The organism is Bacillus mycoides (assembly GCF_018742245.1).
GTDB classification, from domain to species: domain Bacteria; phylum Bacillota; class Bacilli; order Bacillales; family Bacillaceae_G; genus Bacillus_A; species Bacillus_A cereus_U.
On sequence record NZ_CP036132.1, the window covers coordinates 1,039,781 to 1,054,078 of the forward strand.

Sequence of the window (14,298 nt, forward strand, 5' to 3'; positions counted from 1 at the left end):
CTTCTTCACTAATTATGATGTCCGCTTTCGTAAAAATATATGCGAAGAAATTTAAATTTTTTTTTTGGAGACATCGATACTATGTAGTGCACCATGATTTTTGGTAAGATGAATATATACATTTCTTACAAAAGAGAATGAATATAAATGAAGAAAGTGGTGTCGTATGAGCGAGTTATTGCGTGTAGAAAATGTTACAGGAGGATATACGAAACGACCTGTACTGCAAAATGTTTCGTTCTCTGTTAATAAAGGCGAACTTGTCGGCTTAATCGGTTTAAATGGAGCCGGGAAGAGTACGACAATTAAACATATCATCGGTTTAATGGAACCGAAAAAAGGAACTGTCACAATTAACGGGAAAACAATTCGTGATGATATGACAGCGTACCGTTCTAGTTTTTCTTTCATTCCAGAAACGCCAGTATTATATGATGAGTTAACGTTAGAAGAGCATTTGAAATTAACAGCGATGGCGTACGGTGTAGATGAAAAACAGTACGAAGAACGTGTAGGACAACTATTACAAGAATTTCGCATGAAAAATCGTTTGAAATGGTTTCCGTCTCATTTCTCAAAAGGGATGAAACAAAAAGTGATGATTATGAGTGCATTTTTAGTTGAACCATCACTATACATTGTGGACGAACCTTTCGTCGGGCTTGATCCGTTAGCGATTCAATCACTTCTTCAAATGATGGATCAAATGAAAAAGAGTGGTGCGGGCATCTTAATGAGTACACATATTTTAGCGACAGCAGAGCGCTATTGTGATTCATTCATTATTTTGCATCAAGGTGAAGTGAGAGCGAAAGGAACGTTGGCTGAATTGCAATCACAATTTAACATGCCTGGTGCAACGTTAGATGATATTTACATTGCATTAACAAAGGAAGAAGATTATGAATAGCACAGCGTTATGGAAAGAACGATTTCGGCACTTTCTAAAAGAAGTTCGTACATATAGTAAATACGTATTTAATGATCATTTGAAATTTATTTTCGTATTTATCATCGGCGCAGGAGCGTATTATTACCAGCAATGGTTACAAACGTTAACACCTTCGTTTCCGACAGCGGTCGTTATGGCAGTTTTACTTGGCCTCGTATTAACAGCCGGATCCATACAAACGCTATTAAAAGAAGCGGACCTTGTGTACTTGCTGCCAGTTGAAGAAAAGTTAAAGCCTTACTTTACAAAGGCATTTCTCTTTACGTTTATGATTCAGTTATACATAATCGCAACGGTAGCCGCTGCGCTTGCCCCGTTATACTTCCAGCAAATGAAGCAAACAGGAGCGGCTTACATATGGATTGTAATCGCGTTCGTCATTGTAAAGGCATGGAATTTATTCGTAGCGTGGGAAAAATCATTTTTAACAGATCAAAGCGTTCAAAAAGCAGATTGGTTCATTCGCTTTATCTTAAACGGCTTATTTGTGTACGTCCTTGTAGAACGTACTTCAGTCATTTTTACCGGTGTAATTGTCTTTTTAATGGCGCTATACCTTGCTGTTATGCATCAAAAGGTGAAGGGAAAGCCGCTAAACTGGGAGTATTTAATTTCTGAAGAAGGTAAAAAAATGATGCTGCTGTACCGCATTGCGAATATGTTCGTTGATGTACCAGCGTTAAAAGAGAGAGTATCACGTAGGAAATGGCTTGATTTCATTCTTTCGATGATCGGTGAGAAACGTACATATTTATATTTATATACGAGAACGTTTTTAAGATCAGGTAACTATTTCGGCTTATATATGCGTTTACTCGTTCTTGGAGGAGTCATTCTTTACTTCATCCCATTTTTATATGGACGTTTTATCGTAAGTCTTATTTTCTTATACTTAATCGGCTATCAGCTATTAACCCTTTGGAAACATCACCGCATGAAAATTTGGCTTGATTTATATCCAGTAGGGGTAGACGAGAAGAAGAACGATTTTCTTACTTTATTAAATGCGATTCTCATCATCGGTAGCGTTGTATTTACAGTTATATTTGCACTTGCGACGAAAGATTTCATAATGACCGGCATTTTATTTGTCGTAAGCATATTATTTAGTATTGGTTTCGTTTATCAATACGGTGCGAAACGCATTGAGCGTTTAAACTGAAGGGAATGAACCTATGATTACATATGAAGAGAAGGTTATAAAAGAATTGGAGCAGTGGAAAGCTACATTCATGAAAGATTCTTCTATGATGACACGGTTCTCTAAAAAAGTGCAGGTGAAAGTGCAACAACTAGTGCCGGCGAAAGTGCAAAAGGTACTAACAGAAACGATTCGGATGATGGTACAAACAATTAGTGCTGGATCAAACTTCATAAAACCGAAGCTAAAAGAAACGAACTGGTCACTGCAAAGACGAGACGATGAAGTACGTAAAAAAATGGATGAGTACAAAAAAGTCGCAGCGGCAGAAGGAGCAGGAACGGGAGCAGGTGGTATTCTCCTCGGTCTTGCTGATTTTCCGCTTCTACTTACCATTAAAATAAAATTTTTATTTGATGCAGCAACATTGTACGGATTTGATACGAGTAAAAAAGAAGAGCGCCTTTTTATTCTTCACGTTTTCCAACTTGCTTTTTCGAGTGATGACCATAGAAAAGAAGTATGGAAAGCAATTGAAACGTGGGATACAGAAGAAGAAAATCATATGGACTGGGAAAAGTTCCAAACAGAGTACCGAGACTATATCGATTTAGCGAAAATGCTTCAGCTTGTCCCAATCATCGGTGCCCCGGTCGGCGCGTATGCGAACTATCAATTATTGCAAAGGCTTGGGGAAGTGACGATGAATTGTTATCGTATGCGCTTGCTTAATAGAAATTAATTTGCTTTATAAAAAAGAAGGCATCCTAACTTACACATTTAGGATGCCTTCTTTTTTATTTATATTTATTATTCCCTGACGAATGAAGGAATGGAGCGCAGTCCCTATAATATATTTACGGAAATCTTATTAAACCATAACAATATCTTTACCACCCCTAATCAATTACTTATAAGTGGGGTCTCGCCACATCGCCATCAAGCTAAAATTTTATAGTACCCCCAGAACGAAATTTTGTGCTAACTTGTAACAAAAAGCTCATTTTCTTTCTTTAATTTCAAACTTAGCTTCAGTAAAGTTTGATACTTTTCCGTTAGGATCATCGTTTTCAAATTGAACAGCTGTTACTGTGTGAATACCAGGTTTTAATTGATCTTCACTTAAAGCAAGATTTGTTTCCACAAATCCATCTGATGTAACTCCTGACTCTTTTAACTCCTCAATTTGTTCTTCAGAATGGAATTTTTTATCAATATAAATAAATACCTGTTTATCTTCTTGGAATTTAGCTAACTCAATACCTAACTGAGCTAAAAAGATATCTTTAGTCATAAATTCAACTGGGACCTTTCCATCCTTTGAATTCCCCTCTGATGTAGTTATTATCAATTTCCCTTTTCCTACTGAGTTAGTTTCCTTAGGAAATGGATAATCGGTTGTTTTTTCTGAGGTTGTTTCAGCTTTTTGGTTTTGCTGTGTCGTATCTTTTGTATCATCAACATTTTCTACAGAAACACAGCCTGTTAAAAGCCCTACTACTAATCCTATTGTAATAAATTTCTTCAATTCTTATACTCCTTTACCTCTATATTCCTGTTCATTTATGTATTTCTTATGCTTTAATTATCACATTGAAATAATAGTTCAACTATCTAATAACCTTACATAAAGATGACAGTTTTGTAAGATTTCTTTCATAAGTAAAAAATAGATAGACCCGTTTTCATTTAATACGAATCTATCCGTATTTCCCCTTTGTTATATGTGTAAACACACCCAAAACAGAACCATCCGTCTTTGCTCTTAAATTCCTTCGTCCACCTTGATGTGGATGTCGCCCCACAGGGTCCATGCCCGAAGTTTAGTTACTTGACTGACTAATCTGTTCTTCAATAGTTCTTAATACCAATTCTGACTCTATAATCCTACCTAAAACAAGAGTTAAGCGAGTGGTGTCCTAAGTTATTGTTCGTTTTTTCTTCGCAGGATAAAATATAGGACAATAAAGAAGAAAAAGAATCCTATTTCCACGATGACAATAACAGCTGTATCGATTTGTTGCCATATGCCAGTTAGGCATAAGAAGGCTGGAATGGTTGCGGTCACCCATGATTGAATAATGGCAACCCAACCGGTATATGTTTCGATGTCTTTTCTTTTTGCCAGAAGTAGATAAAATAATATCCCCAGAAAAGACCACATAAGCCAGATGATCGTGAAAGAGATGTCATGAAGGTGAAAGTAGTTAACACAAGCAAATCCTATTGCTAGAATAGCAACCCAAAGTGAATAATAGCCGACCCCACTGTTACAGGTATTGGTTAAATTGGTAATACCAACATACAAATACGTGAATCCAAATAAAAAGAGGCCAGATGCTGAAAGAATCGTCGAGGTGTCTCCATTTGCAGTTACGATCAAGTAAATGGGTGTAAATACTTGAAGAGCACCTACAAATAAATTAAAGATACCAGCGCTTTTTTTATCAATTTTTCCTAGTAACATATATCCATTGAGAAATAAGACAGTTCCTACGTACATTAATCCAACGTTACTCATGATATAAATCTCCTTTGCTGTAAAATACAAGTTGATTTGATTTCGTTTGTAAATCTGTAAAACTATTTTCCTACTATTTGAATGAATTTGTTTAGTGATTGGAGTTTCAATCTATGTATGAATCATTCGTGCTCCCTACGATTTGTTTTAGACTTTTTTGAATATAAATTTTTTCATTTATTTATACGAAAACCCTGTTTTATAAATGGAAATATTAGATTTTTGATCAATCTTTTGAACTAAAGCACCCGTTAGCCATCCATGCAGCACAAAATAGTGCTGCACCACAGAGAATGAAAATGGTTAAAGAAGTCAATACTAGTAGTCTACCGAAATCAATAGACATATTAATTTACGCTCTCCTCTTTTTTTAACGATTGAGCAGGGTCTATTTATTTTCATGGTAGTTAAACAAGGTACTTTATATTCGTTCACCACTTATCATTTCTAAGTGCGTTTTTCAATATAAAAATACCATTGAAATGCTATCGCAGAAATTTCAATGGTATTTAAAATTAACTATTTTTTAGTTAGAACAAGCTACGTTTTTTGTAATACAGTGAATTCCTCCACCTAGAATATTTAATGCAATTGTATCAATCATAATAACTTTTCTATCTGGGAATACTTCTTCAAGAACTTTTTGTGCTTGTTCATCTTTTTCTTTAATTTTTTCTGAAAGCCCTTCTTTCCAATATTTTTGTCCAAGTACAATATTATTCAGAATTAAGAAATTACAATAACTTAATGCTGGTTGCATTTTTATTTTCCCTGTCGGAAATGGAGTTCCATCACGCAATGTATCACCAATATTTTCAATTACTTTGTAATATTGCCATATTTCATGAATTTCATCACCTGGAACTGCAGTTAAATAAATTGGTTCAGGAGTAGGTATACGAATTATATCAAAGGGATTTCCTTCTGCATCTGTTTCTTTTGATAAGATATCAAAAGCCAAATCCAAGCGTTCTTTTGTAATCTTAGCTGAATTTAATTCTTCTGCTTCTTCATCAGTTACTTCTGCCAGTATAATTGTATTTTTACCAACGAAACGACACATTTCATCAATATGTCCATTTGCAGATAAAGAACGGAATACGGGTTCTCCATCTACAATATCTAATATTCCATCATAAACTTCTTCATCGTCAAAAGAGGAATGTGGCAACCAAATAACTTTATCTAAATTAAACAATTGTTTATATTCTTCTTCTACTTGCTCTTTCGTGTAAGAAGGATTGCGTTTATAAACTTCGGTTTCCTCAATAGTCATCAGTACGCCATTACCATTAAATTCTTTATTTCCGCCTTCTGTGATTAACTTAGAATTTACAATATCGGTACATCCTAACTCAATAGCATGATGAAGAGCAATTTTTTTGGCATCTAGAGCTGCAACTCCGTTCTCATCTTCCATACCATATGTATTAAAATTGAAATTAATTAAACGCTTGTTTCCATCACTATCTACTATGATATCGGCACCATAATCACGTGCCCAGTTTAATGTATCTTTAAATTGTGTAAATATTATTTTCTCAATATCAACACCATTCTTTGCTAATTGTTCTTTACAAATCTGAAGTGAACCTTCGATACCACAATTTACATAAACCTGAACTTCATCTACTAAATTCTTAATAACCTCAATAAATACTTGCTGAGCATTATACCCTTTTGCAGCTTCAGCCTCACTTACCCAGCATAACATTACAGAATCTTGTGGCTCGAATTCGCCTGGGTATCTAAATTTGTTTGTATTCATATAAACTCCTCCATTTATCTAATATTATTCTAAAAAAACAACTATCTAATACATATAAAAATCACATGTTCTTTGTTTTTCTTATTCTATTTTGTATAATAAAGTATCGAGTAACCCTATAGTCAAGAGGTGATTTATATAACAAATAATAATAGAAACAACTATTTAACAACTGGTGAATTTGCAAAAATAGCAGGTGTAACAAAACATACTTTATTTCATTATGATAATATTGGAATTTTTTCTCCTGAACTAAAACTAGATAACGACTATCGTTACTATTCCGTTACTCAATTAGAAGTTTTTGATGTTATATGTATGTTAAAAGAATTAAATATGCCTTTAAAAGAAATAAAGGAATATATGAATCAAAGAAATCCATTGTACTTAGTAGATTTACTTAAACATGAAGAGAAAATCATTCAACAAAAAATTCAACAATTAACTAAAATGAAAAAATGGGTACAGAAAAAAACTTCCATTATTAAATCTACATTAGCTACTGATCTGAACCAAATTACTGTTCAACAACAACCTGAACAATATTTAATTTTTGCACATCTTAATTCTTTTGATGATAATACCCTTACAAAGGAAATTGGAAAATTATATTCTTTTTGCAAATCTTATGGTATCAGAAGTCCTTATGGACTTGGTGTTACTCAGAAGTATTCATTTATTAAAGAGAATATCTTAAATCATTATCCTATGATTTACATTCTATTAGATGAAAAGCCTAAAAAACTTCCCTATATGACGAAACCAGCTGGTGATTACCTCTGCGTGTATCACCAAGGAAGTTATCGAACAATTGGAGCATCTTACGAACGTCTATTAGACTACGCAAAGACGCATCAGATACAATTTATTGGTGATTTTTATGAAGATGTATTATTAGATGAAATAGCTGTTAAAGGCTATGATAACTATGTATTTCAAATAACAATCAATATTATCTCGTAAATGAAAAGTCCATAAAGGGTTCTTCATGGAGTCCCGCCCCGTGTCCATCAAGCTAAGATAATTTTGTGTCTATATAATTAAAAAAACGCTATTCTTTCTGTAGAATCATAGGAAAGGATGGCGTTTTTTTATGTCTATTTCTGTATCCAATGAATTACAATTATTTGCTCAAGAGATTCAAAGCTTTTTATCTCCAAATATCTTACGCGATCTTGCTAGAGATGTTGGTTTCGTGCAACGAACCAGTAAATACCAAGCAAAAGATTTAGTCGCTTTATGTGTATGGATGAGTCAAAATGTCGCTACAACTTCTTTAACTCAATTATCTAGCTGTTTGGAAGCATCAACAGAAGTACTCATCAGTCCTGAGGGACTGAATCAACGGTTTAATAAGGCGGCCGTCCAATTTTTACAATGCCTACTGGCCGAACTACTAAGCAAAAAATTGGCCGCATCTATGCCGATTTCTTCTCCATACACTTCTGTTTTCAAGCGTATTCGTATTTTAGATTCAACTGCATTTCAAATCCCGGATGTATTTTCATCGGTTTATCCAGGTGCAGGAGGATGCAGCCATACAGCTGGGATAAAAATTCAACTTGAGTATGAGTTGTTAAGTGGACAGTTCCTACATATTCATACAGGTCCAGGTAAACAACATGATGGCACTTACGGCTCTCTGTGTACCCCAACTGTGACGGCGAATGATTTATGTATCCAAGATTTAGGTTATTTTCATTTAAAAGACCTTCAATATATACAAGATAAAGAGGCCTACTATATCTCTCGTATCAAGTCGAATACACGTATTTATCAAAAAAATCCTAACCCTGATTATTTTCAAGATGGAAGAATTAAGAAAGGTACGGAGTATATACAGATAGATATGGAGACGGTAATGAGCTCTCTTCAATCAGGGCAAACATGTGAAATAGCTGATGCTTATGTAGGTATGATTGATAAAGTGCCAGCTCGTGTAATTGTTCATCGATTAACAAAACAACAGCAACAAAAACGATTACAAGATCAAGCTGTAAGAGAAAAAAAGAAAGGAATGAAGTATTCTCCTCGTAGTAAACGACTCAGTGGTATCAATGTATATATGACAAACACCCCTACAGATATTGTCCCGATGGGACAGGTACATGACTGGTATTCTTTGCGTTGGCAAATCGAAATTTTATTTAAAACGTGGAAGTCATTTTTTCAAATTCATCATTGTAAAAAGATAAAACCAGAACGATTGGAGTGCCATTTATATGGTCAATTGATTGCCATTCTACTCTGTTCTTCTATCATGCTTCAAATGCGCCAATTGCTCCTCATGAAGAAAAAACGAGAGCTTAGTGAGTATAAAGCCATATATATGATTAAAGATTATTTTCTTCTTCTATTCCAAACTATACAAAAAACACCCAAGAGCTATCAAAGGTGTTACTTCGCCTGTTCAATCTCCTACAGCAAAACGGGCAGAAATCTCATCGATATGAGAAAAGAACGGTCTTTGATATATTAGGTGTCGTTTACAATTGTAACCTGTCTAATAATCAAGCTGCGTAATTCAAAAAAGTGAAACCCGCTAGGGTTTATTTCGTATGCAAATCTTTCAATCAACTACACTTTCCCTTTAGAAAAAAGAAACAATCTCGTCTAAAATTGACTTTGCGTAAGCTTAGCTTGATAGCGATGGGGTCTCGCCATATCGCCATCAACTTAAGAAATTGGCATTTCCCCATATCGAAAAAAATGAGCTGAATTATTATAAATAACTCTGGAAAGATAAAACTTTCATTTTGGGGATACTTCAAAATATTAGCCTGATGGACATAGGTATCACCACATGTCCATGGATTAAAGGAAGAGCCTATTATTAAACTGTACCCTACTCTTTGGGTCGGAAGAGGTGCTATAGATGAATGTAAAGACATATAGGGCTCAAGTGTTTTCTTGGTCTAAGGAGGCCAAGGTAGAAATAGTAGAACTCATTTCCGCCGGCATAGGTATGGCCGGACCTGTTCTATTCGCCACAGTTCTAGGCTATCCCGCTCTTGGTTTTACTGCATCGGTCGGCAGTTTGGCAGTCAGTAGCGTGAAAGTCGGTTCGAGTTTTATAAATCACGGGAAAAAGTTGGCATCAGCGCTGATATCAGTAGTGCTCGCTGCGATTGCTGCTGTTCTCTCTTTCGGACATGGCTATCTGACATTTGGAGTCTTGATCCTGCTGGTAAGCCTTGCTGCGTTAATTGGCGGATATAGTCGTGCCTTGGCGATGGCAACAACACGCTTTGTCGTATTCTTGATCATCATCCTCAACATGGTCGACCAGACGGAGTACTGGATGGAACTAATTTTTTCAATCTTAGCAGGGGCGATTTGGACCGTCAGTATCAGCTTGGTGCTAGGCATCTGGGTACACCGTTGTTATAAATCATCGCTGGATGGAGATGTGAAAGGGCCAACATCGAAAAAAATCATCCTATGGCGGAATTCTCTTGCACATCTATCCGGTTGGCAATTCCCAATCAGGCTCGCATTATGTCTAGGTATAGCTGAGGGATTGCGAATACTTTGGCCCGAGCACCACTTCTATTGGATTGCAATTACCGTAGCGATCCTTACTCAGCGGAAAATAGAACTCTTTCCAATCAAAACAACACAACGAGTGCTTGGTACAGTAATCGGCGTGATTGTTGCGAGCTTGCTTCTCGCAACTAGTCTACCAATTTGGGGGTTAGTTATAAGTATCGGGCTATTCGCAGGTGTTCGACCTCTTCTAAAGGTTCGAAATTATCTTGTATACTCTGCAACCATGATCCCGCTCATTATTTTGATCATGGAAGCAGGCAAGCCGTTCCAGTTTATCATTCTGTTCGACCGTGTATTTGCAACTCTTATCGGTGCAGTCATCGTGATTGCAGTGAACTTGATATTCAGTAGAGAGATGGCGAAATCAGTGTAAAGGTGGTTATCTAGCCAAAGATGCTTTAATATTTCGGGTATCTTTTCCAGTTGAAAAAAATCCCCCCTAAAATGAAAAAAACGCTATTCTTTCTGTAGAATCATAAGAAAGGATGGCGTTTTTTTATGAATCCCCCACCTATCCCAGTGAAATGGAGGAAGAATGGAAGCTGAACTTGGTTTTTCATGTGGCCAATCGCTCGGCAATGAAGCTTCTGTCTTATGGGAAGTATAAAGTGAAACAATCTGAAAGTGGATGGATGAGATATACAAATCCATAAGGTTTACTTAACATACACTAACTAGCTTGGTGAGCATGAGGCACCGTCACATGCCCATCAACTTGAGATCTTGAAATAGCCCCAAGTATTTTGGTGAAAAAAAGAAACATTTAAGTTCCTAATGACATTTTTCTAATATAAGTTGTAACATTGCCTAAACAACAACTACCTTGTAGATTGTTTACTTCACAACCACATCGGTTTTCTCTTATGTTTTCGCGAATATGCTCTACTGGATTAGGAGTAAGTCCATCTTCCACATATTGTTTGATTTTTTCTTTTGTCCAATCAAAACAATAACAAATTGGTGTAGTTGCTGAGTCATCTTTTTGATTTACAGCTACCTTTATGTCAGATACAAAGTATTTTTTATTATTCGTATCAAAATAGACTACATCACAATCTTCGTTTGAACAAAAATAGTGATTTTCTTTAGCATTTAATGTTTCTAATGCAGATGGTTTAAGCAATGATTTTAGTGTAATCAACTTTACATTCTTTCCCCTCCTAAAACTACATTTTATCATTCCCTCCTGTTTTTGGGTGTGAGTGCTGGCTAGTCGTGTGGCGATACCCCATGCCCATCAAGATAAGGTCTTTAAGTACCTCCTAAACAAAATTTTTAATTTTTCTACAGTTATTTATGTGAATTCAACTCGTTTTTTTCGTTTTAGGAACAATGCATTTTTTAAGTTGATGGCTATGCTCAAATTTGAGAGTCTTTTTTTTTGCTATTTCTATTCATATTTTTTTGTTTTTTACCAATAATATACAGATAAGGTGGATTTGTTTATAAAGCTACTTGAGCTTACTTTACTGTATTTAGGGGGGCAAATATGAAAGTATCAATATTTATTACTTGTGTTGCAGATGTTTTTTATCCAGAAGTAGGAAGAGATGTTGTGGAAATTCTTGAAGATTTAGGGTGTGAAGTGGATTTTCCTAAAACTCAAACTTGCTGCGGACAACCAGCTTATAATAGCGGGTATGTTAAAGAAACAAAAACAGCTGCAAAACATATGATTGAAGCCTTTGCTAGTTCAGAATATGTTGTGGCACCATCGGGCTCTTGCGCTATGATGGTTCACGAGTTTTCTAGCTTATTTTCTGAAAGTGAAGCGGAGTGGAAGAAAAAAGCTACTGAACTTGGAAATAAAACATATGAGTTCACACAATTTCTTGTGGAAGTATTAGGGAAAGAAGACTTAGGTGCGGAGCTTCATAAAAAAGCAACGGTTCATACATCTTGTCATATGAGCCGATTAATGGGGATTAAGGAACCACCGCAAAAATTATTAAAGTGTGTAAAGGGACTGGAAGTTGTTTCACTGCCGCATAATTATGATTGCTGCGGATTTGGGGGTACATTCTCAGTGAAAATGCCAGAAATTTCTGAGCAAATGGTTGAGGAAAAAGTAAAGCATATTATGGAAACCGGTGCGGAAGTGTTAATTGGGATGGATTGTAGCTGCTTAATGAATATAAAAGGACGTTTAACACGCAATGGTTATCCAATTGATGTAAAACATATTGCTCAAGTATTAAATGAAGATCGAAAACAAGGGGGGATATAGAGATGGGAATGAAAATTGGGAACGATCCCTTTCATAAGCGTACTAAAACAGGCATTGGGGATCCATTTATGCGACAGGCTGTCAGGAAAGCGCAAGATGGTCTTAGAATCAAGAAATTAAAAGCTACTGAGAGTCTTGGAAACTGGGAAGAATGGCGAGCTTTAGGAGAAGAAATTCGAAAGCATACATTAGAAAACCTTGATTATTATTTATATGAGCTGAGTGAAAATATTGAGAAAAACGGTGGTTTCGTTTATTTTGCAAAGACTGCAGAAGACGCAAGGGAATATGTAAAAGGGATTGTAAAAAAGAAAAACGCGAAAAAAATTGTGAAATCAAAATCGATGGTAACGGAAGAAATCAGTTTAAATGAAGCGATTGAAGAAGCTGGAGCGGAAGTGTTAGAAACAGATCTTGCTGAATTTATTCTACAAGTGAACGACCACGATCCGCCGTCACATATTGTTGTTCCGTGTCTTCACAAGGATAAAGAACACATTTGTGAAATATTTAAAACAAAGTTAGATTATACGGGAACATCTGATCCGAGGGAAATGGCGAGGTTTGTAAGGTCGTATATACGTGATGATTTTTTTGCAGCGGATATAGGGGTGACTGGATGTAACTTTGCTGTTGCAGAGTCTGGATCAATTTCTATCGTAGCGAACGAAGGAAATGCAAGGCTTACTACGACACTTCCGAAAACGTTGATTACAGTTATGGGGATGGAACGTATTGTTCCGACATGGGAAGAGCTTGATGTTTTAGTAACACTACTCTGCCGAAGTTCTGTAGGACAAAAGTTAACAAGTTATATTACAGGGTTAACTGAGCCTGGCGGGACAGATGGACCTGAGGAATTTCATTTAGTCATTGTTGATAATGGTCGTTCCGATATTGTAGGAACAGAATTCCAAAGTGTCCTTCAGTGCATTCGTTGCGCGGCATGTATTAATGTGTGTCCTGTATACAGGCATATTGGTGGACATGCATATGGCTCTATTTATCCAGGACCAATTGGAGCTGTGTTAACACCGCTTTTAGGGGGATATGATGAATATAAGGATTTGCCTTATGCATCTAGCCTTTGTGGTGCTTGTACAGAAGCGTGTCCAGTGAAAATCCCGTTACATGACTTATTAATTAAACATCGCAGCCGCATTATAGAAGAAAAACAATCCCCCGTAGCTTGGAACGTGGCTATGAAAGGTTTTGAAAAAGTGGTGAAGAGTCCTAGACTATTTTCTTTTGCAGCGAAGAGCGCTCCATATGCATTAAAACCTCTCACAAAAGGAGATAAGATTGAGCGCGGCATTGGACCGTTAAAAGCTTGGACGGACGCGAGAGATTTTCCAGTTCCGAAAAAACAACCGTTTCGAGAGTGGTTTGAAAAACACGTAAAGGAGAACGATGATGGCCATCCAAAATCGTGAGGAATTTTTACTCCAATTATCAGAAAAGCTTGGTAGAAAACGTCCAGAAGCAGTGAAGAAACCGAAATGGTCTTTTTCCCCGCAGTGGAATGTTTTTGACGGACTGGCGCAAGACGAACTTGTATTAAAGTTAATAGAGCACTGCGAAGTAATTCATACAGAAGTAAAGCGAACAACAACGGAAAATCTTGTTGAAACATTGGGGTCTTTTATAAAAGAATGGAATATCAAATCTGTTATATGTTCGAATGATGAGCGCTTTAATGAGTATGGTCTTACGCCATGTTTCAGCAATGAAGGTACAACACATTTTCGTACATGGGGATTAGATCATAGAGAAGAGGACATAGCATTTGCGAAAGCTGCCGACCTTGGCATTACGTTCAGTGATATGACTCTGGCAGAATCAGGAACCGTTGTGCTATTTAATGATGGGTTAAAAGGAAGACATGTTAGTCTGCTTCCAGAGTCATACATTGCAATCGTTCCCAAAAGTACGATTGTACCAAGATTAACCCATGCTACAAAACTGATTCATGATCAAAATAAAGCGGGAGAAAACCTGCCCGCTTGTGTGAATTTCGTTTCGGGTCCGTCAAATAGCGCGGATATTGAAATGAACCTTGTCGTAGGTGTGCATGGGCCGATCCGAACAGCGTATATTATTGTGGATGATCAATAATGAAACACACATGATGTATAAGAAT

Annotated in this window: 12 protein-coding genes and 1 pseudogene; 9 read left to right on the forward strand and 4 right to left on the reverse strand. The window is 36.3% G+C overall.

The window, feature by feature from the left end:
* The first annotated feature begins 166 nt into the window (after positions 1-166).
* From ecsA to ecsC, 3 genes are read left to right on the forward strand one after another with little or no spacing between them, the layout of a single operon-like run.
* Entirely contained in the window at positions 167-910 is a 744-nt protein-coding gene (gene ecsA / locus EXW56_RS05255) for an ABC transporter ATP-binding protein EcsA (protein WP_033710448.1), read from the forward strand.
* Positions 903-2,114 carry an ABC transporter permease gene (locus tag EXW56_RS05260; RefSeq protein WP_215597275.1) on the forward strand — a complete coding sequence of 404 codons (1,212 nt, stop codon included), beginning with the start codon at positions 903-905 and terminating at the stop codon, positions 2,112-2,114. Before ecsA ends, EXW56_RS05260 begins: the two co-directional genes overlap by 8 nt.
* Before the next feature lie 13 nt (positions 2,115-2,127).
* Positions 2,128-2,835, forward strand: a complete 708-nt coding sequence (ecsC, locus tag EXW56_RS05265; protein ID WP_002030211.1) for an ecs operon protein EcsC — start codon at positions 2,128-2,130, stop codon at positions 2,833-2,835.
* A gap of 258 nt (positions 2,836-3,093) precedes the next feature.
* Here the strand turns inward: ecsC and EXW56_RS05270 are convergent, their stop codons facing one another.
* From EXW56_RS05270 to EXW56_RS05280, 3 genes are all read right to left on the reverse strand, one after another.
* Positions 3,094-3,621: a hypothetical protein gene (locus tag EXW56_RS05270; RefSeq protein WP_215597276.1), complete on the reverse strand. Its 528-nt coding sequence runs from the start codon at positions 3,619-3,621 to the stop codon at positions 3,094-3,096.
* Between the two features lie 396 nt (positions 3,622-4,017).
* Positions 4,018-4,614, reverse strand: coding sequence for an AmiS/UreI family transporter (locus tag EXW56_RS05275; RefSeq protein ID WP_215597277.1), 597 nt, complete (start codon positions 4,612-4,614; stop codon positions 4,018-4,020).
* A 526-nt stretch (positions 4,615-5,140) separates the two neighbouring features.
* Positions 5,141-6,382, reverse strand: a complete 1,242-nt coding sequence (locus EXW56_RS05280; RefSeq protein ID WP_215597278.1) for an agmatine deiminase family protein — start codon at positions 6,380-6,382, stop codon at positions 5,141-5,143.
* A gap of 129 nt (positions 6,383-6,511) precedes the next feature.
* Between EXW56_RS05280 and EXW56_RS05285 the strand changes: the two genes are divergently transcribed.
* From EXW56_RS05285 to EXW56_RS05295, 3 genes and pseudogenes are all read left to right on the forward strand, one after another.
* Positions 6,512-7,345 (forward strand): MerR family transcriptional regulator, encoded by an 834-nt coding sequence (locus EXW56_RS05285; RefSeq protein WP_215597279.1) that lies wholly within the window; start codon positions 6,512-6,514, stop codon positions 7,343-7,345.
* Between the two features lie 130 nt (positions 7,346-7,475).
* Positions 7,476-8,905 (forward strand): annotated as a pseudogene (locus EXW56_RS05290) (IS4 family transposase).
* Positions 8,906-9,257: 352 nt separating this feature from the next.
* On the forward strand, positions 9,258-10,304 hold the full coding sequence (locus tag EXW56_RS05295; protein WP_215597280.1) for an FUSC family protein: 1,047 nt from the start codon (positions 9,258-9,260) through the stop codon (positions 10,302-10,304).
* A 390-nt stretch (positions 10,305-10,694) separates the two neighbouring features.
* On the opposite strand, the gene EXW56_RS05300 is transcribed toward EXW56_RS05295, so the two are convergent.
* Positions 10,695-11,111, reverse strand: coding sequence for a putative iron-sulfur cluster-binding metallochaperone (locus EXW56_RS05300; RefSeq protein ID WP_435868468.1), 417 nt, complete (start codon positions 11,109-11,111; stop codon positions 10,695-10,697).
* Between the two features lie 309 nt (positions 11,112-11,420).
* Here EXW56_RS05300 and EXW56_RS05305 point away from each other — a divergent pair, with 309 nt between their 5' ends.
* The 3 genes from EXW56_RS05305 to EXW56_RS05315 are packed head-to-tail and all read left to right on the forward strand — an operon-like array spanning position 11,421 to position 14,273.
* Positions 11,421-12,158 carry a (Fe-S)-binding protein gene (locus EXW56_RS05305; protein ID WP_002158996.1) on the forward strand — a complete coding sequence of 246 codons (738 nt, stop codon included), beginning with the start codon at positions 11,421-11,423 and terminating at the stop codon, positions 12,156-12,158.
* A gap of 2 nt (positions 12,159-12,160) precedes the next feature.
* On the forward strand, positions 12,161-13,591 hold the full coding sequence (locus tag EXW56_RS05310; protein ID WP_215597281.1) for a LutB/LldF family L-lactate oxidation iron-sulfur protein: 1,431 nt from the start codon (positions 12,161-12,163) through the stop codon (positions 13,589-13,591).
* On the forward strand, positions 13,572-14,273 hold the full coding sequence (locus EXW56_RS05315) for a LutC/YkgG family protein (protein WP_002201478.1): 702 nt from the start codon (positions 13,572-13,574) through the stop codon (positions 14,271-14,273). The genes EXW56_RS05310 and EXW56_RS05315 overlap by 20 nt, the downstream gene beginning before the upstream one ends.
* Positions 14,274-14,298: the final 25 nt, after the last annotated feature.

Coding starts and splice junctions, on each gene's coding strand:
- EXW56_RS05275 (WP_215597277.1), bottom strand. CDS start 4,614: ATGAGTAACGTTGGATTAATGTACGTAGGAACTGTCTTATTTCTCAAT.
- EXW56_RS05295 (WP_215597280.1), top strand. CDS start 9,258: ATGAATGTAAAGACATATAGGGCTCAAGTGTTTTCTTGGTCTAAGGAG.
- EXW56_RS05315 (WP_002201478.1), top strand. CDS start 13,572: ATGGCCATCCAAAATCGTGAGGAATTTTTACTCCAATTATCAGAAAAG.
- EXW56_RS05310 (WP_215597281.1), top strand. CDS start 12,161: ATGGGAATGAAAATTGGGAACGATCCCTTTCATAAGCGTACTAAAACA.
- ecsA (WP_033710448.1), top strand. CDS start 167: ATGAGCGAGTTATTGCGTGTAGAAAATGTTACAGGAGGATATACGAAA.
- EXW56_RS05280 (WP_215597278.1), bottom strand. CDS start 6,382: ATGAATACAAACAAATTTAGATACCCAGGCGAATTCGAGCCACAAGAT.
- EXW56_RS05300 (WP_435868468.1), bottom strand. CDS start 11,111: ATGATAAAATGTAGTTTTAGGAGGGGAAAGAATGTAAAGTTGATTACA.
- EXW56_RS05260 (WP_215597275.1), top strand. CDS start 903: ATGAATAGCACAGCGTTATGGAAAGAACGATTTCGGCACTTTCTAAAA.
- EXW56_RS05305 (WP_002158996.1), top strand. CDS start 11,421: ATGAAAGTATCAATATTTATTACTTGTGTTGCAGATGTTTTTTATCCA.
- ecsC (WP_002030211.1), top strand. CDS start 2,128: ATGATTACATATGAAGAGAAGGTTATAAAAGAATTGGAGCAGTGGAAA.